Origin of the sequence: Stenotrophomonas sepilia (assembly GCF_003244875.1) — a bacterium.
Taxonomy (GTDB): Bacteria; Pseudomonadota; Gammaproteobacteria; order Xanthomonadales; family Xanthomonadaceae; genus Stenotrophomonas; species Stenotrophomonas sepilia.
Genome location: NZ_LXXZ01000098.1, coordinates 31,023 through 53,817, shown reverse-complemented (window position 1 = coordinate 53,817; position 22,795 = coordinate 31,023). Strand labels below are relative to the sequence as shown.

Below are 22,795 nucleotides of genomic sequence, written 5' to 3'. Positions count from 1 at the left end.
CCTACCCCTGCAGCAAGCGCCGCTGCAACCGCTCCACCGCACGCTGCAGCAGCACCCGGTTGCGGGCCAGCTTCATCCACTGCGGCAGGCGCGAGAACATGGATCGATGATGGCCGCGGCCCTCGCGCAGCGTCGCGCCCGCGTATTCGTGCAGTGCCTGCAGATGTTCGGCGTTGTAGGCCCACAGCAGGCCCGCGCGGGTCGATTCGACCAGGCGCAGCGGCAGACCGAAATGCGGATCGGCAGGCTCGGCGTCACGCAGGGGACGCGTCAACACCGTGACCTCGGTGCTGCGATCGCACTGTGCGCATCGGGCGGGGACGGAGGCAGGCGCGGGGATGCCGGCGGGAATCGGCCGACACACATGCAGCCACTGATGCCCGCAGAATCCACAGGGCTGGCGGCCCAGAATGCGGACTGCACCCACCCAGTCGCCGCTGTCCAATGCAGCGCTGCAAGCGGTGCAGCGGAAACGCGCGGTCCATCGATAGGGTTCCCAGCGGGCGATCACCCAACCGGGGGCATCGCAGCGGTGGCAACGCACCGCGACGCGGTCCGCGAAGGCCTGCAGGCTGCGCCCGTCATCGAAATGCCGGCCCGGCGCGGGCGTGGCACGCCCATGCCGGCCAGGCCAACGCCGCACCGTCATCAGACGTAGATCCGCGTCGGCGCCTCGTCGACGATCGCGTGCGGCACGAACCGCGCACTGTCGCGGGTGATCGCGCTGTCGTCCTCGCGGATGCCGATGCCGCAGGCGTGGTCACCCACCACCCAGCTGCCGATCAGCGGGTAACCGCCTTCGAAGCGGGTCAACGGATGGGCGCGCTGGATGATCGCCGGGCCGTCGTAGGGACCGTCGCTGCGCTGGGTGCTGCCATCGGCCAGGTGCATCTCGATGTTGGCACCTTCGCGCGAGAACAGCGGCTTGCGCACCCAGCCCGACGCCAGCGCGCTGCCGTCATCGAAGTGCGCCTCCAGCAGGTTCGGATGGCCCACGTTGCGCTGCCACAGCAGCGGCAGGATGCCCTTGTTGCTCAGCACCGCCTTCCACGCCGGCTCCAGCAGCTGCACGCCCGAACCGGGCAGCGCGCGGCCGAATTCCTCGGCAATCAGGTCTTCCAGCGGATACAGCTTGAACAGCGTGCCGATCACCGAATCATCCAGCGCGGTGAAGCGGCCATCCTCGGACAGGCCGATGTCCTCGATCGCGATGGCCTGGCCATGCAGGCCGGCCTGCGACGCGCAGTCGCGCAGGTACTCGACCGTGCCGCGGTCTTCTTCCGAGCTTCCCACCGCGCTGAAGTACAGCGGCGGCGGCAGCTGCGTGGCCAGTTCGCCGAAGCGCTCGACCAGTGCCTCATGGATCGCATTGAACTGGTCGGCATGCTGCGGCAGGCGGCCGGCGTTGCGCTGGTCTTCCAGCCACTGCCACTGGAAGAAGCTGGCCTCGAACAGCGAGGTCGGCGTGTCGTAGTTCAGCTCGTACAGCTTGGCCGGACCGGTGCCGTCGTAGGCCAGGTCCAGGCGGCCGTAAAGGTGCGGCTGGCGCTGGCGCCAGCTGTCGGCGATCCAGTCGCGGTAATGCGACGGAATCGCCAGCTGGTCCATCAACCGCTCGCTGCCGATGACATCACCGACCAGATCCAGCGCCATCTGGTGCAGCTCGGCACTGGGGTCTTCGATGTCCTGTTCGATCTGGCGCAGGGTGAACGCGTAGTACGCGCTTTCATCCCAGTAGGGCTGGCCATCGATGGTATGGAAACGGAAACCCGCTTCCTCCGCGCGTGCCCGCCACTGGGCACGCTCGGCAATCCGGATGCGCTGCATGGGTCGATCAGCCGCCGTAGCTGCCGCTGGTGCTGCGGCGTGCGCTGGTGTTGCCGAAGCCACCACGGCTGGCAGTGACCGCACGGTTCGGCTCGCTGGTGACCGGCGCCAGGCCGGCCTTGCCGGCACCGATGCCGCTGGCGGTGTTCAGGCCACCGGTGCCGCCCGGTGCCGGGCGCGCCCAGCCAGCGTTCTTGTCCTGGTATGCCGGTGCCGACGCCGGCGCCTGCGGGGCGAGGCCGCCGCGGTTGCTCAGCATCTGCGACATGAAGAAGCCCATCATCATCGGGCCGATGAACGAGGTGCCGGCCGAGGTGTGCTGCTGCACGCACTGCTCCGGCTTGTAATCCTTCTCGCAGGCTTCCTTGCTGGCGTACTTCGGCGCCGCATCGGCGGCCTGCTTCTGCGCTTCGGCAAAGGCATTGCGGCACGACGACGGATCACCGGTGGCCTCGGTGCAGGCCTCGACCGAGGTGTACAGGCCTTCCTGCACCTTCACCTCCGGCTCCTTCTGGCAGGCGGTGAACAGCAGCGGCGCAGCGCTCATCAGCAGCAGCGCGGTGGTGCGGGAACGTTTCATGGCCTTCTGCCCTGTCGACGGATCAATGCCCCAATGATGCCAAATCCTCACCAACAACCGGAATCGGCAAAGTGGGAAAGATGAACGGAATTTCATTTTCGTCGTTCCGCATCAGCCACGCATGACGTGGATCCATCGTGTCGACCAAGGTCGACACCTACCAAGGGCAGAGCGCCGGCCCCAACAGATCGCAGCAAACTGTCGAAGGCGGGGTGGGTCCGGTTGCGGGGGCGTGAGCGCCATGGATGGCGCGACCGAGGCTACATGGATGTACTTGCGCCGTCCCCCGCAACCGGACCCACCCCGCTGTCCCACGGAATGCCCGCCTTTGACGTTGACGTTGCCTCTGCGGGTGCCGGGCGCAGCCCGGCCGGACCATCTCCGGTGGTTGCAGCAGCAACCGAAAAAATTGGCCATGATCGGCTGACCCCCACGTCGTACGGCCCGCCCGTTCCGCCCGCCATGCCCGAATACCGTTCCCGCACCTCCACCGCCGGCCGCAACATGGCCGGCGCCCGCGCCCTGTGGCGTGCCACCGGCATGAAGGACGGCGACTTCCACAAGCCGATCATTGCCATCGCCAACTCCTTCACCCAGTTCGTGCCCGGCCACGTGCACCTGAAGGACCTCGGCCAGCTGGTCGCGCGCGAAATCGAACAGGTCGGTGGCGTCGCCAAGGAATTCAACACCATCGCCGTGGACGACGGCATCGCGATGGGCCACGACGGCATGCTGTATTCGCTGCCCAGCCGCGAGATCATCGCCGACGCCGTGGAGTACATGGTCAACGCGCACTGCGCCGACGCGCTGGTGTGCATCAGCAACTGCGACAAGATCACCCCCGGCATGCTGATGGCTGCGCTGCGCCTGGACATCCCGGTGGTGTTCGTCTCCGGCGGGCCGATGGAAGCGGGCAAGACAAAGCTGTCCGAGCACAAGCTGGACCTGGTCGATGCGATGGTGGTGGCCGCCGATGACAGCGCCTCCGACGAGAAAGTCGCGGCGTTCGAGCGCAGCGCCTGCCCCACCTGCGGCTCCTGCTCGGGCATGTTCACCGCCAACTCGATGAACTGCCTGACCGAAGCGCTGGGCCTGTCGCTGCCCGGCAACGGCACTACGCTGGCCACCCATGCCGACCGCGAGGCGCTGTTCCGCCGCGCCGGCCGCCTGATCGTCGAGCTCTGCCATCGCTGGTACGGCGGCGAAGACCCGAGCGCGCTGCCGCGCGGGATCGCCACCCAGGCCGCGTTCGCCAACGCGATGACCCTGGACATCGCCATGGGCGGCTCCACCAACACCATCCTGCATCTGCTGGCCGCAGCGCAGGAAGCGGAGGTCGACTTCGACCTGACCCACATCGACGCGCTGTCGCGACGCGTCCCGCAGCTGTGCAAGGTGGCGCCGAACACACCGAAGTACCACATCGAGGACGTGCACCGCGCCGGCGGCGTGTTCGGCATCCTCGGTGAACTGGATCGCGCCGGCCTGCTCGATACCACAGTGCCGACCGTGCACAGCGCCAGCCTGGCCGAAGCGCTGGAACGCTGGGACGTGGTGCGCAGTGACAACGACACCCTGCATACCTTCTTCAAGGCCGGCCCGGCCGGCATCCCCACGCATGAGGCCTTCAGCCAGGCCACGCGCTGGCCCGCGCTGGACCTGGACCGCGCCGAGGGCTGTATCCGCTCGCTGCAGCATGCGTATTCGCTGGAAGGTGGCCTGGCTGTGCTGCGCGGCAATCTGGCCGTCGATGGCTGCGTGGTGAAAACCGCCGGCGTGGACGAATCGATCCATGTGTTCGAAGGCCCCGCGCGCGTCTATGAAAGCCAGGACGCCGCCGTCGCCGGCATCCTCGCCGACGAGGTACAACCGGGCGACGTCGTGGTGATCCGTTACGAGGGCCCGAAGGGCGGCCCTGGCATGCAGGAGATGCTGTACCCGACCAGCTACCTGAAGTCGAAAGGACTGGGTAAGCAATGCGCGCTGCTCACCGACGGCCGCTTCTCCGGTGGCACCTCGGGACTGTCGATCGGCCACGTTTCGCCGGAAGCGGCCAGTGGCGGCGCGATCGGGCTTGTGGAAGACGGTGACCGCATCCGCATCGACATCCCGGCCCGCCGCATCGACCTGTTGCTGGATGAGACCACGCTGGTCCAGCGCCGCAGCGAGGCCGATGCACGCGGCTGGAAACCGCGTGCGCCGCGCCCGCGCAAGGTCACCAGCGCGTTGAAGGCCTACGCCCTGCTCGCCACCAGTGCCGACAAGGGCGCCGTACGCAACACCGCCCTGCTCGGCGATTGATCCCGATCCGGTAGTGCCGGCCGCTGGCCGGCATCTGCACGCCGCGTCCCACATCATTGAGGTTGCCGGCCAGCGGCCGGCACTACCCGTCGTGATCCGTTATGGTGGCCAGGAGGTCATCAACACGGAGGTTGAGAGGATGTTGCTTTTCTTTGCACTGGCCGCTGCCATGGGCACGTCAGCAGAACCACCCAAAGCACCCGACTGCAGCTACGACCGTGCAGCGATGCTGGCGATGGAACCGGATGCGTTCGATCAGGACCTGGAAGGTGGCTGGCGCACGCTGGCCGACCGTGGCTGCCACCGTGAAGCCGCTGATCTGCTCGCCGCCTATGCTGTGCTGCCCAAGGCTGCGGGCAACACCATGATTCTGTGGCATGAAAGCCAGATGCGTGCGGAGGCGGGCCAGTACCCGGAGGCGGTGGCGCTGATGCAGCGCACCTACAAGCCCACCGCCACCGACCCCGGTTACTGGAACGCCTACGTGGACGGCACGATCGCCTTCCTGCAGCGTGATCGTGCGGCGCTGGAGAAAGCGCGAGCAAGGTTGATTGCGATTCCTGCGCCGGAGCAGATTGCCAAGGCGCTGAAGGATGGGCGTTATCATTTCACGACCGCCGGCGGGCAGAAGGTGGATGTGCCGTGGCCGCCCAACCTGGACGTGCTCGATGGCTTCCTGCGCTGCTTTGATCGCGATTACCACAATGCGATGGGCAACCAGGCCTGCCGGAATCCGGAGGGCGATTGAGCGACAGAGGGCGTGGTCGGGTCAGAGCCCTTCCTTCGGAAGGGATCCGACCCCGTCTCAGCCGATCACGCGCTTGAACGGCGGCAGCGCGTCGATGATGCGCTTGCCGTAGCGGCGGGTCAGCAGCCGCGAATCGAGGATGATCACGCGGCCGGTGTCGGTGGAGGTGCGGATCAGGCGGCCGGCGAACTGGGTCAGCGTGCGCAGCGCGTGCGGGATGGCGATCAGGTTGAAGGCATTCAGCCCACGCCCTTCGAACCACTCGCTGAGGGTGGCGGTCTGCGGGTCGGTCGGCACCGCGAACGGCACCTGGGTGATCACCACCGTGGTGCAGGCTTCGCCGGGCAGGTCGAGGCCTTCGCCGAACGAGTTCAGGCCGAACAGTACCGAGCCTTCGCCGGCAGCGACGCGGCGCAGGTGCTCTTCGATCAGGCGGGTCTTGGACATCTCGCCCTGCACCAGCACCTGCTTGCGCCGCGCGGCCGGCATCAGGCCGGCCACCTTTTCCATCTTCCAGCGTGAGGTGAACAGCACCATCGAGCCCTTGGCCCAGTCCAACTCGGTGTCCAGGTAGCGCGCCACTTCGCGGGGATGGCCTTCGCGATCGTCGGGGGTGACCGGAAACTTCGGCACGATCAGCTCGGCCTGGTTGGGCAGGTCGAACGGCGACGACAGCGAGACCATCTCGGCCTCCTCGGGGATGCCGTTGTCGATCGCCAGCGACTGGAAATCGCCACCACCGGTCAGCGTCGCCGAGGTCATCACCACCGAATCCACTTCATCCCACAGCAGCTTGCGCAGCACGTGCGCGGCCGACACCGGCGAGCCGTGCAGCACCAGGTCGCCGTCGCGGGTGGCGGTGACCCAGCGCGCCATCGGCGGCGCGCCATCCTTGTCCTCGCGGCGCCACGCCTGCCACAGGCTGTACTGTTGCTCGATCATTTCCAGCGCCATGCCCAGGTTGCGCTGCAGGCGCTCGCGCGCGGCATCGTCCGGCTTGCCCTTGGCCACCTGCGCGGTGGCGGCGTGCGCCCAGTTGTAGAGGCTGCGGGTCTCGTCGGCCAGTGCCTCGATCGGCTCGCGCCAGGCCTCGGGCAGGCGTCCATTGGCCGCACGCCACATCGGCTCCTCGTCCGCCGGCGCCGGCATCCACACCCGCTCGATGTGATCGCGGAACGCGCGCAGCTGCTTGGCGACGTTGCTGGCCACCTCGATCGCTTCGTTCGGCAGCAGGTTGCCGAGGCGGTCCTTGTCGACCGCGCGGTAGGCACCGGCAATCAGGATCTGCAGGCGGCCGGTGCGCTTGGCCATTTCATCCAGCGCGAGGCTGGCCGCGCCCTGGTCGATCGCCACGTTGCCGATGTGATGGCCTTCGTCCAGCACCAGCAGCATGTCCGACGGCGGTGCGATCAACGGCTGGCCATTGTCGCTGTCGCCGATCGACAGCGCCGACAGCAGCAGCGCGTGGTTGGTGACCACGATCTGCGCATCGCGCACGGTGTTGCGCGAACGCAGTACCGCGCACTGCGCCGAATACGCACAACGGCGCCCGGCGCAGCCCGAAGCCGGCGTGGTGATGCGGCTGCGCAGGCCGGGGCTGATGGTCTCCGGCGCATTGTCGATATCGCCGTCCCAGCTGCCGCCGGTAAAGGCATCGGTCAGGCGCTTGGCGATGTCCATCTCGATCGGCGCCAGCGGCCGGTCGAACAGTGGTGCATCCTCCTCGAACATGCCGCCCTGCGAGCCCTCGCCCTGTGCTTCGGCCGCGTTGCGCGTGCACAGGTAGCGGGTACGGCCCTTGGCCAGCGCCACGGTTGCTTCCAGGCCGGTGGCCTTGAGGAAATTCGGGATATCCCGCTCGACCAGCTGCGACTGCAGCGCCACGGTGCCGGTGCTGATCACCAGCTTCTTCCTGGTGGCCAGCGCAATCGGTACGCCCGCGGTGAGGTAACCCAGGCTCTTGCCGACGCCGGTCGGCGCCTCGACCACGCCAACGCCGCCGCTCTTCGACAGCGCGCGCGACACCACGCCGATCATCTGGCTCTGCGAGCGGCGGGTGGAGAAGCCGGGAGTATTGGCCTGCAGCGTCGTGTACGCCTTGCGGATCGCGTCCTTCAAGGTGTCATCGAGCGTGCGCGGAGCGGCGACGGTTTCGGTCACGCCGGGAATTACCGTGGCTGGATCGGGCCGGTCATTGTCGCATGGCCGGCCATGTCCGCCGCCGCTGGCTGCCTGAACGGGGCAGCGGCGACGCCCGGCTGCTGGATGAACACACCGTACGCTGCTGGCGACGGCCCTGGGCCGTCACCGGGGTGTCACTGCACCGCGTTGCCGCGCAGCCGCAGCAGGCGCACCAGCGCCCACACCAGCAGCACCACGCCGATGGCCTCGACCATCGCCAGCGCGAAGTGCAGCACGCCGAAGATGGCGCTCATGCCCGAGATGGCGCTGAAGTTGCCACTGCTGACCAGCCACATCGGCAGGAGGCCCGCGGCCAGGCCGCCCAGGCTGGACAACAGCAACAGCAGCAGGCCGACCAGCGCGCCGGTGCGGGTGGCATCGCGCGGCGCACCGACCACCCAGACCAGGCCGACGCACAGCGCGATCAGCACCGGCAGGCGCACACCGACCATGCTCAGCACGGTCACCATCAGGGTCGTGCCGTCCATCGATCAGTCCTCGCCGGCCAACACAGCCGGGCCCTGGCGCAGCGCCTGGTAGACCTCGTCGGTCTGCGGGCGTACGCCGTGCCACTGCAGGAAGCTCTCGGCAGCCTGCTCGACCAGCATGCCCAAGCCGTCGACGGTGTTACGGCACTGCGCCGCACGGGCCCAGGCCAGGAAGGCGATGGCGGCCTCGCCGTAGTTCAGGTCGACGGCAGTGGTCATCGAATTGACCAGCGACAGCGGCAGCTTGAACTCGACGTCGCGGTCGCGGCCGGCCGAGGTGGCATTGACGATCAGTTCGAAGTCGCCCAGCTCGCGCAGGTCTTCCCAGTAGCGGCTGATCGCGCGGCCCGGCTCGCCCATCGCGTCGATCAGTTCATCGGCGCGCTCCGGTGTGCGGTTCACCACCACCAGTTCGGTGATGCCGGCATCCAGCAGCGCCGGGGCGACGCTGCGCGCCGAGCCACCGGCGCCGATCATCAGCACGCGGCGGCCACGCAGGTCCAGGCCGTGGCGGTCGGTCAGGTCGCGCACCAGGCCGATGCCATCGGTGGTGTCGCCGTGCCAGCGGTCGCCCTTGCGCAGCAGCGTGTTGACCGAGCCGGCGCGGCGCGCCCGTGCGGTCAGCGTGGTGCATGCCGAGAACGCGGCTTCCTTGTGTGGCAGGGTGACGTTGGCGCCGACACCGCCCTCGGCAGCGAAGGCCTCCAGGCCGGCCAGGAACGCCTCCGGGGCCAGGTCGATCGCGCGATAGTCGATGGCGATGCCTTCCTGGCGACCGAACGTCGCATGGATCTGCGGCGACTTCGAATGGGCGACGGGGTGTCCGAAGACGGCGTAACGGTCGGTCATGGAATCCTCAAGCTGGCTAGACTGATGCTCTGTTCGTGCATGGAACCGGATGATGCGCATCACCCCGCCCCTGCTGGTGCTTGCCGCCAGTCTACTCTCTGCCCCCGTGGCGATGGCGTTGAACGAGTACGGCATCGAAGGCATGGGCGTGGTCTCGACCCGCGCCGACGAGGGCCGCGCCGCGATCAGCGCCGATGGCCAGCGCATCGTGTTCGCCCGCCGCGGCGAAGCCGGCTGGAGCCTGTGGGAGGCACGCGTGGTCGACGGTCGTTGGCAGCAGGCACAGGCACTGCCGGTCGGCGTGGCCGGTGAAGCCCGCGATCCCTACTTCAGCCGTGACGGCCGCTGGCTGCTGTTCGCGGCCGGTCGCGAGGGCGCGCTGGCGCTGTACCGCGCTGCGCTGGCCTCCGATGGCCGGCTGGGCCCGGCGCAGCCGCTGGCCGGTGACGGCGGGCGCCGGGAAGAGCGCGGACCGGCCCTGAGCGCGGATGGCAAGCAGCTGTTGTTTGCCCGCCAGCAGGGCCATGGCGCCGGCTGGGACCTGTTCGTGGCGACGCTGGATGCGCAGGGCGTGCGTGGCCCGGCCACCGCACTGAGCGCGCTGAACAGCGCCGACGACGAGACCGACGGCGACTGGCTGGGCCATGACGGCGCCGTGGTGTTCAGCCGCGGCCACGGCAGTACCGCGCAGGTCTGGAGCAGCGGCTGTGCGTGGAGCGGTGTGGCGCTGCAGCCGCTGGGACTATCGTTCAACCAGGCCGGCGGCTGGACCGGCGCGCCGGTGATCGACAACGCCAGGCCCGGCGAGATGATGGTGGCCAGCAGCGCGGCAAAGGCGCCGCGCGCCGGTGGCGTGGACGTGTACCGGTTGGCGGTGCCGAAGGTGGCGGCGGTGGCCGGGTGCGTGCGGTAGATCCACGCCGCGCGTGGATGATCGTTTGGTAGATGCCAACCTTGGTTGGCATGCGGGAAAGTGCCAACCAAGGTTGGCACCCACCCGTCAGCGCGACAGCACCTTGGCGCGCAACTGCTCGTACTCCATCTCGCTCAGCTGGCCGTTGTCCTTGCGCTGGTTCAACGCAGCCAGCTCGGCCTGCACGCTGTCCGGCAGGGCCTGCTCACGGGCTACGTGGCGAGCGGCGGAAAGCTGCTCCGGCGGGCGCTTGCCCGCCCGCCAGGCAGCGATGAAGACACCGACGATGATGGCACCGAACACCAGGACACCGGTACCCCAGATCAGCCATTGCATCCATCCCAGTTCGGGTCCCATCGCGCAGTCCTCCGTCTATCGTGGCGCTATTGTCAGCGCTCGCGCAGCCATCGCGCCACCTGCGGCGCGAAATAGGTCAGCACGCCATCGGCACCGGCCCGCTTGAAGCCCAGCAGCGACTCCAGCACGCAGGCGCGCTCGTCCAGCCAGCCGTTGGCGAAGGCGGCCTTCATCATCGCGTACTCGCCACTGACCTGGTAGGCGAAGGTCGGCACGCCGAACGTCTCCTTCACCCGGCGCACCAGGTCCAGGTACGGCATGCCCGGCTTGACCATCACCATGTCGGCGCCCTCTTCCAGGTCCAGCGCGATCTCGCGCAGGGCCTCGTCGCCGTTGGCCGGGTCCATCTGGTAGGTCTTCTTGTCGGCCTTGCCGAGGCTGGCCGCGCTGCCCACCGCATCACGGAACGGGCCGTAGAACGCCGAGGCGTACTTGGCCGAGTAGGCCATGATGCGCACGTTGATGTGGTTGTCGGCATCCAGCGCACGGCGGATCGCGCCGATGCGGCCGTCCATCATGTCCGACGGCGAGACGATGTCCACACCGGCCTCGGCGTGCGACACCGACTGCTTGACCAGCGCTTCGACCGTGATGTCGTTCAGCACATAGCCCTTGTCGTCGATGATGCCGTCCTGGCCGTGGGTGGTGTACGGGTCCAGCGCCACGTCGGTCATCACGCCCAGTTCCGGGAAGCGCGACTTCAGCGCGCGGATCGCACGCTGCGCCAGGCCGTCCTCGGCCCACGCCGCCGACGCGTCCAGCGACTTCAGCGACGGGTCGATCACCGGGAACAGGTCGATCACCGGAATGCCCAGTTCCAGCGCTTCTTCGGCCACCTTCAGCAGCTCTTCGATCGACAGCCGCTCCACGCCCGGCATCGACGGCACTGCGGTGCGGCCCGCCAGTTCGTGCACGAACACCGGGTAGATCAGGTCGTCGGTGGTCAGCGTGTTCTCGCGCATCAGGCGGCGCGAGAACTCGTCGTGGCGCATGCGGCGCGGGCGGTAAAGCGGATGGGACATGGCAGGCTCCGAGGAGTGGCTATTGCAACAGGTAACCCTGCGGCAGCAGGGGTTCGGGCAAGGGGCGTTCGCCGAGCGCGTCGAGCTGGTCGATCTCGATCGTGCGCACCAGCGCGTCCAGCGGCAGGTCGTTCGGCTCCAGGCCGAACGGGTCTTCCATTTCTTCGCCCAGCTGGTCCAGGCCGAAGAAGGCATAGGCCAGCACCGCCGACAGCACCGGCGTGCCCCAGCCCAGCGAACTGGCCAGGCCGAACGGCAGCAGCACGCAGAACATCCACGCGCAGCGATGCAGCAGTAGGGTGTAGGCGAACGGCAGCGGCGTGGTGAGGATGCGCTCGCAGCCGGCCTGGATCGACGACATCGCGTGCAGGCGCTCCTCCAGCTGGGTGTAGAGAATCGGATCGAGCTCGCCGGCGCGCAGCGCCTGGGCCAGCTCGGCAGCGATCATCGACAGCAATGCATCCGGCACGTTCTCGCGCTGGCCCAGCTGCTCGCGTTGCGGCTTGTCCAGCCATGGCAAGGCGGCCAGGGCCACGATGCGTCCACGCAGGCGCGCGGCCAGCGCATGGGCGAACGCGGTGGTGAGGTACGCGATGCGGCGACGGCGGCCGCCGTCATCGGCCAGCAGCAGGTGCACCTGGCGGGCCAGCGAACGTGATTCGTAGACCAGCTGGCCCCACAGCTTGCGGCCTTCCCACCAGCGGTCATAGCAGGCGCTGTTGCGGAAGCTGAGGAAGATCGACAGGACCAGGCCGAGCAGGGTGAACGGCGTGACCGACACGCGTTCGATGCCGGTCGGCGGGGCCAGTTCCACCACGGCCGCCACGGCAATGGACAGGATCAGGATGGCCAGCACCTTCGGCGCGATCGCTTTGACGATCGAGCCGCGCAGGATGTACAGCAGTTGCCAGCCGTGGGGACGGGGTCGGATGATCATCGGGCAGCCGCGCCAGGCGCGGAATCACAGGCACGCGGGGGGCTCGCGCAGCCGCTCATTGTACGCCCCTGCCCGGCCACCGGCCGTGCGCCTGCGACGCCCTGTCGCACCCGGCGCCGGGATTCAGATCACGCCGCCGCCCAGGCCCAGGCGCAGGATGCCGACCACCACCACGATGCCGTTCAGCACCAGCCCGGCCCAGGCCCGACCGCGCTTGGTCGGGTGGGTAAACAGGATGCCCAGCGCGGCGATCACCGCGCCGACGGCGGCGAACGGGATCAGGAACCAGTTGCCCCAGCCAAGCAGCGGAATCAGCGCCAGGATCATCCACAACAGCGCCAGTACGCCCCACAAAAGACTGATCACGCCCATTCCGCTCTCCCGCAGTTGGTTCCTGTCTGTCCACCATAGTCGTTCACGCGGTCGCCGCCTACTGCCGTTGGCGGGGCTGTCACCCGACGCGTGCTAGCGTGCTGCCGTGGGTGCCCGGGCCCGGGTGTTGGCGCCGATTCAGAGTGGCCCACCGAAGATCGCAACCAGTCCTACAGGGGTCGTGCCATGAACATCCGTTGGGCCGCGCTGGCGGCCATCCTGCTGGTCGCCGCCGGTTGTGCCAGCACCTCCAAGGTCATGCTGGGGCGCGCCCGCGCGCCGATCGATCCGGCACTGGTGCAGATCTATTCCACGCCACCGGCCGGCTCGCAGGAAATCGCGCAGCTGGAATCGGCATCTGCCGTGGGCTTCGGCACGCAGGGCCAGACCGACGCCGCGGTGGCACGCCTGAAGCGTGAAGCGGCGGCACTGGGCGCCAATGGCGTGGTGCTGATGGGCGTGGGCAGCAGCGGCTCGCCGGTCGGCATGTCGGTGGGTGCCGGCACCTTTGGCTCGCATGTGGGGGGTGGCGTCGGCATCGGTATTCCGACCACGCAGAAGCGCGCCGCCGGCGTGGCGATCTGGGTACCCAATCCGGAACCGCCGGCACGGTTGCCGACCCAGGTGATCACGCCGCAACCGCAGCGGTGACGCGGCAGCCTCACCGCGGGTAGTGCCGGCCGCTGGCCGGCAACCTCAGGAATCCTCTCTACGCCAGGGGAATGCCGGCCAGCGGCCGGCACTACCGGAGGGGTTCAGCGCTTGTACTTCGGCACGAACACCTTGTTCACCGCATCGGCCAGCTGGTCCGGCGGCAGCAGGCCCTGGTCGAGCAGGAAGTTGTTGAACGCCAGGCGGTCGAACTTCGCGCCCAGTGCCAGCTCGGTCTGCATGCGCAGTTCCAGGATACGGGTGTAGCCATAGAAGTAGCTGCCCGCCTGGCCCGGCATGCGCACCATGTAGCGGTCCAGTTCCTGGGTGGCCATCGCCTTGGACAGGCCGACCTGCTCCATCAGCACGCGCTCGCCGTTGGCGCGGTCGGTCAGGCCGAGATTGAGCATCGGGTCAAGCATTGCGCGTGCGGCCCGCAGCAGGCGGAACTGCAGGGCGATCATCTGCCCGTCCAGCGGCTCGTACGGCACCATCTCGGCCTCGGCATACAGCGCCCAGCCTTCAACGTTCACCGAATTGAACGCGAACATGGTGCGCGCCAGCGAGACACCACGCTCGACCATCGCGGTGAACTGCAGCTCGTGGCCGGGGCGGCCTTCATGCGCGCTCAGCGTCCACGCCGCCGCACCGAAGTTGAAATCGTCGTATTGTGCGCCCGGGCCCGCCGCCGGGTTGCCCAGCGGCAGCACGAAGGTGCCCTGCTGCCCGGTGTTGTTGACCAGCGGCGCCGGCAGGAAATGCGGGGCCGGGCTGGCCGCGCTCTCGGCGGCCGAACCCAGGCGCATCTGCATGGCGCGCTTGGGTACATCGACGATGGCATGCTCGCGGATCAGCGGATCGATCGCATCGATCACCTTGCGGTAGTGGCCTTCCAGCTGGTCGTCGGCGATCTTGTCGGCCTTCAGCGCGCGGATCACCGCCACCGGGTCGCTCGGATCGGCCACCTTCAGGCCCTTGTCCTTCACCACCAGCGGCGCCAGCTGCTGCATCGCCGAGCGGGTTTCCATGAACTCCAGCTGCGCGCGCTGCATCAGCAGCTTCGGGTCGATATCGATGCCGACCTGCTTGAGCTGGTAGGCGTACAGCGGCGCCGGCAGGCGCGCGTCGGTGCGTGCCTTTGGCAGCACGGTCGTGCGCGTCCAGCTGGCGTAATCCTTCATCTGCCCGGCTAGGGCCTTCATTGCCTCATCGGCGCCGGCGATCTGGTACTTCTTCAGCAGCGACTCGATGCCGGTGATGTACGTCTCGACGTTGTCCAGCGATTGCTGCACTTCGATCTTCGTCGGCTGCAGCAGGCTGCCGTCCTTCAAGCGCTCTTCGTAACGCTGGCGGGCCAGCGTGGTGAACGCGGTGCCACCCGGCTGCAGCCCGGCGTAGGCCTTGAGGCGGTCGATCGCCTTGGCCCGGCGCTCGGCCGGCACCTGGTCGGACAGCAGCAGGTTGAGGCCGCTGAAGATGGTCTGCGGCGCGTCACTCCATGGCAGCAGGTACTTCTCGTTGAGCTCACTGCCTTCGATGTTCTGGTTGGCGGCGTGGATCATGATCTCCAGGTCCTGGCGGACGTTGGGATCCTGCTCGGTGGCCAGCTTCGCCTTCAGTTCGTCGCGCGCCTTGGCCATCGCCGCGCGGTAGCGCTTGCCGTTGTCCGCACCGAGGTCGGCCACCTTGTCGTCATAGCCGGGCACGCCGAAGAAGCCGGTTTCTTCCGGCTGGAACGGGCCCTGCGCATCGAGCAGGATCTGCGCCAATGCGTTGCTGCGGGCCACCCAGGCCGGGCTGGCCGGAGTAGCGGCCTTGGTGGCGGGTGCCGCCAGCGCCGGCGGTGCGGACATCAGCGGGGCGGCAGTCAGGGCCAGGGCAACGGCCAACGCGATCGGCTTCATGGTGCACTCCAGGACAGGGTTGCCCGCACCCTACGCGCTCAGCGCTGTGGCGACAATCGGCCGGAGGTCACAACGCCGCGGCCAGCGGGCATTCGCCGCGTTCGCGGCAGGCCTGCAGCTCGCATTCCTGCGCGGCCTCATCATCATCCAGCGCGGTCAGGTCGAACGTCTGCTTGTTCTCGCCCAGCACATACATCACCGGATAGTCCCAGACGTCGTCGCTGCGGGTGCCCTTCACGAAAAGCCGGCCGTGCGCGCGCGGGCCTTCCAGGGCCACGGTCAGGCCGACGTCGCGCTGGCCATTGATCGCGGTCTGCATGCTGCCCAGCGGCATCGATTCGGCACGCAGCGGCTCGCCGAAGGCTTCCACCAGTTCGATGCTGCATCCGGCGCGGCGCATCGCCTCGCGCATCGGCGGGCTCTCGCGTGCCGCCTCGCTCCAGCGCAGCACGCTCCAGGCCACCACGCCACCGGCACCGGCCAACACCAGCAGCACGGCCAGCGGCATCGCCCAGCGCCAGTGACGGGACCACCAGCCGGCAGGCTTCGGGCCATGGGTGGGAATCGGCGGCGGCAGTGTCATCGGCGGGCTCCTTCCCGTTTGTGCATCAGGGCTTCAGGCAGCGTCCCAGGAAGGCTTCGGCCACACGGTAGCGATGCAGGGCATCGGCGCCGGACAGGCCATGCTTGGCACCCGGATAGGTCATCAGCTCGAACGGCTGCCCGCGCTTCTGCAGCGCGCTCATCAGGCTGGTCGAGTTGGTGAACAGCACGTTGTCATCGGCCATGCCGTGGATCAGCAGCAACGGCGAACGCAGGCCGTCGATATGGGTCAGCACGCGCGCTTCGCGGTACCCCGCTTCGTTGCGCGCCGGCAGGTCCATGTAGCGTTCGGTGTAGTGGCTGTCATACAGGCCCCAATCGGTGACCGGTGCGCCGGCCACGCCACAGGCGTACTGGTTCGATGCCTTGGCCAGCAGCATCAGGGTCATGTAACCGCCGTTGGACCAGCCCTGCACGCCGATGCGCGCCGGGTCCACCCACGGCTGCTGCTTCAGCCAGGCCACGCCGCGCAGCTGGTCGGTCACTTCCACCGTGCCCTGCTTCCCGTACAGCGCACCACCGAAGTCGCGGCCGCGGCGCGGGGTGCCGCGGTTGTCCAGCGAGAACACCACGTAGCCCTGCTGGGCCAGGTACTGGTTGAACAGATGGTCGCCACGGCCGGGCCAGCTGTCAGTGACGGTCTGGCTGGCCGGGCCGCCGTAGACGTACACCGCCACCGGGTAGCGCTTGGACGGATCGAAGCCGGCCGGCTTGATCAGGCTGTAGTTCAACGGGGTCTTGCCGTCGGCAGCCATCAACGTGCCGAACTCGACCGGGCGCTGCGCATCGCGGTAGCGCGCATACGGGTGCTTGGGATCGGCCAGGTCGTTCTCGACCAGCGTGGCGATCTTCTCGCCGTTGGCGCGGAACAGTTCGATCTGCGGCGGCGTGGTGCTGTTGGACCAGCTGTCCACGTAGACGCTGGCATTGCGGGCGAAGCTGGCGCTGTGCATGCCCGGCGCCTTCGACAGGCGCTGCGGCTCACCGCCCTGCAGCGACACCGCGTAGATCTGGCTTTCGCGCGAGGTCTCGATGCCAGCACGGAAGTAGGCCTTGCCGGCCTTCTCATCGACCGCCAGCAGTTCGTCCACCGGCCAGTTGCCATGGGTAAGCGCAGTGGCCTTGCCCTTGCTGTCGATGCGGTACAGGTGCTGGAAGCCGGTGCGCTCGGACGACCACAGCACGCTGCCATCTTCAAGGAAGCGCAGGCTGTTGTGCAGCGGCACCCAGGTCGGGCTGGTCTCGTGTACGAGCACGCGCTGGCGGTTGGAGTCGAGCGCCACTTCGACCAGGTCCAGCTGCTTCTGGTCACGCGACTGGCGCTGGAAACTCAGGTGCTGCGCATCGCGCCAATCGACGCGGGCCAGGTAGATGTCCTGTTCCTTGCCCAGGTCGATCCAGCGCGGCTGCGCATCGGCGGCCGGTGCGATCACGCCCAGCTGCACGCGAACGTTGGCGTCGCCGGCGGCCGGGTAACGCTGTTCGATCACATCGGTGCGGTCGGCGTAGACCTCGTAGCGCTTCTGCACCGGCACCGGCACCTCGTCGATGCGGGCGAAGGCGATGGCCGAATCATCCGGCGCCCACCAGTAACCGGTATGGCGATCCATTTCCTCGTCGGCGACGAACTCGGCCACGCCGTTGCCGATGGTGGTGCTGCCGTCGCGGGTCAGCTGCAGCTGCTTGCCACTGGCCAGATCGATCACCCACAGGTTGCGGCCGCGGATGAAGCTGACGAAACCGCCCTTGGGCGACAGCTTGGCGTCGGTGGCGAAGCCTTCACCGTGGGTCAGCTGGCGCACGGCCGCCTGGCCCTGCTGCTTGAGGTCGTACAGGTAGAGTTCGCCGCCCAACGGGAACAGCAGGCGCTGCGCGTCCGGCGACCACTGGTAATCGACGATGCCGGTCATCGCGGCGATGCGCTGGCGCTCGCGTCGGGCCTTTTCCTCATCGCTGAGGGTCTCGGTGCCGGGCAGCACCACCTTGGAATCAACCAGCAGGCGGGTCTGGCCGCTGCCGATGTCGTAGGTCCACAGGTCCAGCTGGTTGCGGTCGCTGTCCTTGCCGCGCAGGAAGCTGACCTGCGAACCGTCCGGCGCCACCTTGGGCTTCATCAGGGTCGGGCCGGACAGCGGCAGCGGGCCGGTGATGGCTTCCAGGGTCAGCTTTTCGGCGTGGGCGGCGGTACTGGTGGCGAGCATGAGGGCGAGCGAAGCGAACAGATGGCGCATGGAGGATCCCGGCAAACGGCAGGTCCGCCTCCACGCGGGGCGCGGGACGGTCGTCCCTCATCCTAACCAAGCCCGTGCGGGAAGGCAGCATGACCTTCTGCCCATAAGCGGTGCGGACGAGTGCCGACCAACGGTCGGCACCCACCTTCAGATGCCGGGGTCAGCGCTGGCCGAACAGGTGCTTGCGTTCTTCGTCGCTGAGCGGCTTGCCGGCGTTCGGGTTCACCTGCTGGCGCAGCGCATAGGCGCGCTGGGTGGCCGGGCGCGCGGCGATGGCCTCGTGCCAGCGCTTGAGGTTGGGGAACGCGGCGAAGTCCACCGGCAGCGTGTCGTAGGCGCCGACCCACGGGTAGCTGGCCATGTCGGCGATGGTGTACGCGTCGCCGGCCAGGAAGGCGTGCTGGGCCAGGCGCTTGTCCATCACCCCGTGCAGGCGGCGCACTTCGTTGTCATAGCGCTCGATCGCATACGGGATCTTTTCCGGAGCATACACATTGAAATGCCCCATCTGGCCGCTCATCGGGCCCAGGCCCGCCATCTGCCAGAACAGCCATTCCAGTGTGGTGACGCGGCCGCGCGGATCGCTGGGCAGGAAGCGGCCGGTCTTCTCGGCCAGGTACAGCAGGATCGCACCGGACTCGAACACGCTCTGCGGGGCGCCGCCGTCGGCCGGGGCGTGGTCGACGATGGCCGGCATCTTGTTGTTGGGCGAAATGGCGAGGAATTCCGGCTTGAACTGGTCACCCGAGCCGATGTTGACCGGGTGGATGCGGTATTCCAGGCCGGTTTCCTCCAACAGCAGGGTCACTTTATGGCCGTTCGGGGTGGGCCAGTAATACAGGTCGATCATGGCGTCGGCTCGGGGTGTGGAAAGGAACCTGAAGTCTAGTGCGTGAGTTGGGTTGGCACCGTCATGGCGGGCCGGTAACCTCGCCTCTCCCCCGAAACGCAGCATCCCCCGCATGAGTGCAAACCGCCCGCCGCTCTCCCCGTTGTCCACGCTGATCTTCGCCTCGCGCTGGCTGCAGCTGCCGCTGTACCTGGGCCTGATCGTGGCGCAGTGCGTCTACGTGTTCCTGTTCGGCAAGGAACTGTGGCACCTGATCTCGCATTCGGTGTCGATGGGCGAGCAGCAGATCATGCTGATCGTGCTGGGCCTGATCGACGTGGTGATGATCTCCAACCTGCTGGTGATGGTGATCGTCGGCGGCTACGAGACCTTCGTCTCGCGCCTGCGCCTGGAAGGCCACCCGGACCAGCCGGAATGGCTGAGCCACGTCAACGCCAGCGTGCTGAAGGTGAAGCTGGCGATGGCGATCATCGGCATCTCCTCGATCCACCTGCTGAAGACCTTCATCGCCAGTGGCGCACTGAATGGCATCCCGCTGTGCACGCCGGAGCAGATGAGCGTGGCCGCCGCCAACATCGGTGTCGCCCGCTGCTCGATGCTGACTCAGGAAGGCGTGCTGTGGCAGACCATCATCCACTGCGTGTTCATCCTGTCGGCGATCGGCATCGCCTGGACCGACAAGCTGATGTCCAACGGCCACAGCAAGTCGCACGACAAGGCGCACGACCACTGAGGTCGGCGCCGGCAACGGCACGGCCGCCGTTGCCCATCCCGGCCACTGCTCTTGTACGCGGCGGCGGCCGGGATGCTAGATTGCACCCTCGCCGTTGCCGGCGGTGGCGTCGGGAAACGTCACCCTGCCGCGCCCGGACCGCAGGTCCCGGCCATGCATATCAATGATTTACGTCACGTCGTCTTCTAGAGGGGAGCAGGATGTCGCACGTCTCAACGATCACCGCCGCGCGCCGGTGGCTGCCGGTTGCCCTGGCACTGGCACTGGCTGCCTGCTCGGGCAAGGAGGAAACCGCCGCACCGGCCCCGGCCGCCGCACCCACCGCCGCTGCACCGGCCGCACCGGTGGTTGCCGCCAAGGTGCAGTCGATGGGCACCGAGCAGCTGCGTGAGTCGGCCAGCCAGGCCCTGCGCGAGAACCGCATGTACGCGCCGGCCGGCGACAACGCCATCGAGTACTACCTCGCCCTGCGCGACAAGACGCCGGACGACGCCTCGGTGAAGAGCGCGCTGACCGACCTGCTGCCCTACACCCTGATCGCCGCCGAACAGCACCTGGGCCGCGAGGACTACACCGAAGCGCAGCGCCTGGTGGCACTGATCGAGAAGGTGGACGCCTCTGCGCCGGCGTTGCCGCGCCTGAAGGACGGCCTGGCCAAGGGCGTGCAGAACGCGGCCAAGCGCACCGAGGCCGAAGCCGAGAAAGCGAAGAAGGACGCCGAGGACCGCAGCAAGCAGCAGACCGAACAGCAGCGCCTGGCCGAGCAGCGTGCCAAGGAAGCCGACGCAGCCAAGCAGATCGCTGCCCAACAGGACGCTGCCCGCCGCGACAACGAGCGCCAGGAAGCCGAGCGCCAGGCTGCGGCCCGCCGCGAAGCCGAGCAGAAGCAGCAGCAGGCTGCCGCCCAGCAGGCCAGCGCCGCACGCCAGGCTGCGGCTCCGGCGGCCGCTGCGGCGCCCAACCTGCGCCCGGTCAGCACACCGGCGCCGCGCTATCCGTCCGAGGCGCTGCGTGCAGGCACCTCCGGCGAGGTGCTGGTGGAGATCACCGTCGGCACCGACGGTTCGGTGACCAACGCCCGTGTGCTGCGCGCAACACCGTCGCGCGTCTTCGATCGCGAGGCCATGAACGCGGTCAAGCGCTGGCGCTTCGAGCCGGTCAGCGCACCGGTCACCACCCGCCGCACCCTGGTGTTCGCCCCGGGCGGCAGCTGACCACGAAAAGGGGACGGAGGGGATTAAGTCGTTTCCGCCCCGCAATGACCACACGGCCCGGCATGTCCGGGCCGTGTTCGTTTCAGGAGAGGCTGTCGATCAGGCGTTGCAGTGCCGGATCACGCGCGGCCAACACCTGGAACAGGCCCAGCGCATGCAGGCCCGGCAGCAGCGCACGCAGGTCGGCTTCGGCGGTGGCGCGGGTGGCGTCATCGCTGGCGGGGTCCTGCCAGTCACGGACGCTGGCGAGGAAGGCGCCGACGCTGCCCTTGCGCACGGTGAGGCCGTTCACCTGCACCTCGTTCTGATGGTCGGGAAGGATGTCGTGTGGCTGCATGGGTGATGCTCCGGTGGGATCGGAAACCCAGTGTGCCGCCCAGCCAGCGGCACTTCTGCCGTATAACTGCCATTGGATATGGCAGATCAGACATCACCCATGTTGATTGACCCCGCATTGGCGAACGCCGAAGGCGGTCCACTCGTCCTGGCCTCGCAGCTGCGGGTGCCCGGACGGCGCCGCACCGCGCGCCACCAGCACGTGCGCGGCCAAGTGCTGGGTGCCCACCACGGCCTGCTGCGGATCGAGGCCGGCGATCTGCACTGGTTGCTGTCGGCGGGGCACGTTGCCTGGATACCGCCCTTGCTGCCCCACGCCCTGGTAGGGGCAGAGGCATTCGATGGCTGGAGCCTGTACTTCAACGCCGAAGCCTGTCTGGAGCTGCCCGCCGTGCCGCGCATTTTCCAGCCGAACGTGCTGTTGCAGGCGGCGATGATGCGCGCACTGAGTTGGCCACATCAGGCGCTGGACGCCGCGCAGGCACGCCTGGCCGGCGTGATCACCGATGAGATCGCCGCCAGCACGCCTTTGCCGCTTGCCTTGCCACAACCGCAGGATCGACGGTTGCGGCGGATCGCGGCGGCGCTGGCACGGTCGCCGGACGACCTTCGCAGCGTCGAAGCGTGGGCAGCCGCCAACGGACTGTCCGGCCGCAGCCTCGCCCGCCGGTGGCAGGCCGAAACAGGCATGACCCTGGGCCATTGGCGGCAGCGCCTGCGCGTGCTGCTGTCGCTGCCACGCCTGCTGGCCGGCGAGCCGGTGATCAGCGTTGCGCTGTCGATGGGCTACGACACCCCGAGCGCGTTCATCACCGTGTTCAAGCGCGAGATGGGGGTGACGCCTGCGCGGTACGCAAAAGACGCAAAAGGGGACGGAAGGGATTAAGTCGCTTCTGACTCATCCGACGCGGCTTCGCGGCGTTGCCTGATGTCCGGCTTCGCGGCCGCAATGACAGGCTGAAACCCCGTCCAGTCTCCAGATCCCATGCCCCGACAAGCACGCCTGATGCTGGCAGGCCAGGCCTATCACGTGATCCAGCGCGGCGTGAACAAGGGCGCGATCTTCATCGACGACGTCGACCGCCAACTGTTCCTGCATCTGTTGCACAGCGCATTCCTCAAGCACCACGTCGCACTGCATGCCTATGTCCTGATGGGCAACCACATCCATCTGCTCGCCACGCCGTCCACACAGCAGGGACTGGCGGGCGCAATGCGCATGCAGGGCAACAACTACGTGCAGGCGTTCAACCAGCGGCACGGACGCAGTGGGCCGCTGTGGCAGGGTCGCTTCCATTCCTCGATGATCGACAGCGATGCCTATCTTCTCAGCGTATACCGCTACATCGAACGCAATCCGGTTCGTGCCGGAATTGCGGTCAGCGCCGAAGATCATCCGTGGTCCAGCGTGCACGGCAACCTTCAACGACGCGATGATCCGATGCTGACACCGCATCCTGCGTTCAAAGCACTGGCAGCGACCGCTCGGAAAAGGGCGTCGTTGTATGCCGAGTTCCTGCGCGACGTGAATGCATCCGCCGACGTACCTGCGATCCGCAACCACAGTGCCAGGCAAAGCCCAATGGGGGACGCTGCATTCCTGCGGATGGTGGAACAGACGCTGGGACGCCCCGTGGTGATGCGCAGACGAGGGCGCCCGCGCAAGCAGGGGACGGGAGAGGCAGAAACGACTTAATC

23 protein-coding genes are annotated in these 22,795 nt (G+C 67.9%); 8 read left to right on the top strand and 15 right to left on the bottom strand.

Annotation, left to right across the window (positions count from 1 at the left end; translation table 11 throughout):
• Position 1: 1 nt before the first annotated feature.
• The 3 genes from A7X97_RS19830 to A7X97_RS19820 are packed head-to-tail and all read right to left on the bottom strand — an operon-like array spanning position 2 to position 2,407.
• Positions 2–649, bottom strand: coding sequence for a hypothetical protein (locus tag A7X97_RS19830; protein ID WP_111008348.1), 648 nt, complete (start codon positions 647–649; stop codon positions 2–4).
• A complete protein-coding gene (locus A7X97_RS19825) occupies positions 649–1,827 on the bottom strand; it encodes a glutathionylspermidine synthase family protein (RefSeq protein WP_111008347.1) in 1,179 nt (392 codons plus the stop codon). The genes A7X97_RS19830 and A7X97_RS19825 overlap by 1 nt, the downstream gene beginning before the upstream one ends.
• Positions 1,828–1,834: 7 nt before the next feature.
• Positions 1,835–2,407, bottom strand: a complete 573-nt coding sequence (locus A7X97_RS19820) for a DUF1190 domain-containing protein (protein WP_005420172.1) — start codon at positions 2,405–2,407, stop codon at positions 1,835–1,837.
• Between the two features lie 462 nt (positions 2,408–2,869).
• On the opposite strand from A7X97_RS19820, the gene ilvD reads away from it, so the two are divergent.
• Positions 2,870–4,708 carry a dihydroxy-acid dehydratase gene (gene ilvD, locus A7X97_RS19810; RefSeq protein ID WP_111008346.1) on the top strand — a complete coding sequence of 613 codons (1,839 nt, stop codon included), beginning with the start codon at positions 2,870–2,872 and terminating at the stop codon, positions 4,706–4,708.
• 139 nt (positions 4,709–4,847) lie between these two features.
• Complete coding sequence (locus A7X97_RS19805; RefSeq protein ID WP_058979311.1) at positions 4,848–5,456, top strand: hypothetical protein; 609 nt, start codon at positions 4,848–4,850, stop codon at positions 5,454–5,456.
• Between the two features lie 57 nt (positions 5,457–5,513).
• On the opposite strand, the gene dinG is transcribed toward A7X97_RS19805, so the two are convergent.
• The 3 genes from dinG to aroE all read right to left on the bottom strand — a co-directional run bounded on the left by dinG (position 5,514) and on the right by aroE (position 8,974).
• On the bottom strand, positions 5,514–7,616 hold the full coding sequence (gene dinG, locus A7X97_RS19800; RefSeq protein WP_088497021.1) for an ATP-dependent DNA helicase DinG: 2,103 nt from the start codon (positions 7,614–7,616) through the stop codon (positions 5,514–5,516).
• Positions 7,617–7,771: 155 nt separating this feature from the next.
• A complete protein-coding gene (locus A7X97_RS19795) occupies positions 7,772–8,125 on the bottom strand; it encodes a hypothetical protein (RefSeq protein WP_049439388.1) in 354 nt (117 codons plus the stop codon).
• Positions 8,126–8,128: 3 nt separating this feature from the next.
• Positions 8,129–8,974 (bottom strand): shikimate dehydrogenase, encoded by an 846-nt coding sequence (gene aroE, locus A7X97_RS19790; RefSeq protein ID WP_088497020.1) that lies wholly within the window; start codon positions 8,972–8,974, stop codon positions 8,129–8,131.
• A gap of 49 nt (positions 8,975–9,023) precedes the next feature.
• On the opposite strand from aroE, the gene A7X97_RS19785 reads away from it, so the two are divergent.
• A complete protein-coding gene (locus tag A7X97_RS19785) occupies positions 9,024–9,887 on the top strand; it encodes a TolB family protein (RefSeq protein WP_111008345.1) in 864 nt (287 codons plus the stop codon).
• Positions 9,888–9,974: 87 nt separating this feature from the next.
• Here A7X97_RS19785 and A7X97_RS19780 read toward each other — a convergent pair whose 3' ends face one another.
• The 4 genes from A7X97_RS19780 to A7X97_RS19765 all read right to left on the bottom strand — a co-directional run bounded on the left by A7X97_RS19780 (position 9,975) and on the right by A7X97_RS19765 (position 12,575).
• The gene (locus tag A7X97_RS19780; RefSeq protein WP_005420179.1) at positions 9,975–10,244 is read right to left on the bottom strand and encodes a hypothetical protein; all 270 of its coding nucleotides are present in this window, start codon (positions 10,242–10,244) and stop codon (positions 9,975–9,977) included.
• A 32-nt stretch (positions 10,245–10,276) separates the two neighbouring features.
• A complete protein-coding gene (gene hemB, locus A7X97_RS19775; RefSeq protein ID WP_006400669.1) occupies positions 10,277–11,266 on the bottom strand; it encodes a porphobilinogen synthase in 990 nt (329 codons plus the stop codon).
• A gap of 19 nt (positions 11,267–11,285) precedes the next feature.
• The gene (locus tag A7X97_RS19770) at positions 11,286–12,203 is read right to left on the bottom strand and encodes a bestrophin family protein (protein WP_069138806.1); all 918 of its coding nucleotides are present in this window, start codon (positions 12,201–12,203) and stop codon (positions 11,286–11,288) included.
• A 123-nt stretch (positions 12,204–12,326) separates the two neighbouring features.
• Positions 12,327–12,575: a hypothetical protein gene (locus tag A7X97_RS19765; protein ID WP_005420185.1), complete on the bottom strand. Its 249-nt coding sequence runs from the start codon at positions 12,573–12,575 to the stop codon at positions 12,327–12,329.
• Positions 12,576–12,761: 186 nt separating this feature from the next.
• Between A7X97_RS19765 and A7X97_RS19760 the strand changes: the two genes are divergently transcribed.
• Entirely contained in the window at positions 12,762–13,226 is a 465-nt protein-coding gene (locus A7X97_RS19760; protein WP_049439393.1) for a hypothetical protein, read from the top strand.
• A gap of 104 nt (positions 13,227–13,330) precedes the next feature.
• Here the strand turns inward: A7X97_RS19760 and A7X97_RS19755 are convergent, their stop codons facing one another.
• The 4 genes from A7X97_RS19755 to A7X97_RS19740 form a co-directional block, all read right to left on the bottom strand.
• On the bottom strand, positions 13,331–15,130 hold the full coding sequence (locus tag A7X97_RS19755) for a DUF885 domain-containing protein (protein ID WP_088497018.1): 1,800 nt from the start codon (positions 15,128–15,130) through the stop codon (positions 13,331–13,333).
• A 67-nt stretch (positions 15,131–15,197) separates the two neighbouring features.
• Positions 15,198–15,713, bottom strand: a complete 516-nt coding sequence (locus A7X97_RS19750) for a cytochrome c oxidase assembly factor Coa1 family protein (protein WP_049414402.1) — start codon at positions 15,711–15,713, stop codon at positions 15,198–15,200.
• Positions 15,714–15,738: 25 nt separating this feature from the next.
• Positions 15,739–17,964: a S9 family peptidase gene (locus tag A7X97_RS19745; RefSeq protein ID WP_088497017.1), complete on the bottom strand. Its 2,226-nt coding sequence runs from the start codon at positions 17,962–17,964 to the stop codon at positions 15,739–15,741.
• A gap of 160 nt (positions 17,965–18,124) precedes the next feature.
• Positions 18,125–18,814, bottom strand: coding sequence for a glutathione binding-like protein (locus tag A7X97_RS19740; RefSeq protein WP_061479000.1), 690 nt, complete (start codon positions 18,812–18,814; stop codon positions 18,125–18,127).
• A 112-nt stretch (positions 18,815–18,926) separates the two neighbouring features.
• Between A7X97_RS19740 and A7X97_RS19735 the strand changes: the two genes are divergently transcribed.
• Positions 18,927–19,547, top strand: a complete 621-nt coding sequence (locus A7X97_RS19735; RefSeq protein WP_065177871.1) for a TIGR00645 family protein — start codon at positions 18,927–18,929, stop codon at positions 19,545–19,547.
• A gap of 200 nt (positions 19,548–19,747) precedes the next feature.
• Positions 19,748–20,761, top strand: coding sequence for an energy transducer TonB (locus tag A7X97_RS19730; RefSeq protein ID WP_061478999.1), 1,014 nt, complete (start codon positions 19,748–19,750; stop codon positions 20,759–20,761).
• A gap of 82 nt (positions 20,762–20,843) precedes the next feature.
• Here the strand turns inward: A7X97_RS19730 and A7X97_RS19725 are convergent, their stop codons facing one another.
• A complete protein-coding gene (locus A7X97_RS19725; RefSeq protein WP_061478998.1) occupies positions 20,844–21,098 on the bottom strand; it encodes a hypothetical protein in 255 nt (84 codons plus the stop codon).
• A gap of 78 nt (positions 21,099–21,176) precedes the next feature.
• Here A7X97_RS19725 and A7X97_RS19720 point away from each other — a divergent pair, with 78 nt between their 5' ends.
• Positions 21,177–21,983 carry an AraC family transcriptional regulator gene (locus A7X97_RS19720; protein WP_088497016.1) on the top strand — a complete coding sequence of 269 codons (807 nt, stop codon included), beginning with the start codon at positions 21,177–21,179 and terminating at the stop codon, positions 21,981–21,983.
• 99 nt (positions 21,984–22,082) lie between these two features.
• Positions 22,083–22,793 (top strand): transposase, encoded by a 711-nt coding sequence (locus tag A7X97_RS19715; RefSeq protein ID WP_072168033.1) that lies wholly within the window; start codon positions 22,083–22,085, stop codon positions 22,791–22,793.
• Positions 22,794–22,795 lie beyond the last annotated feature (2 nt).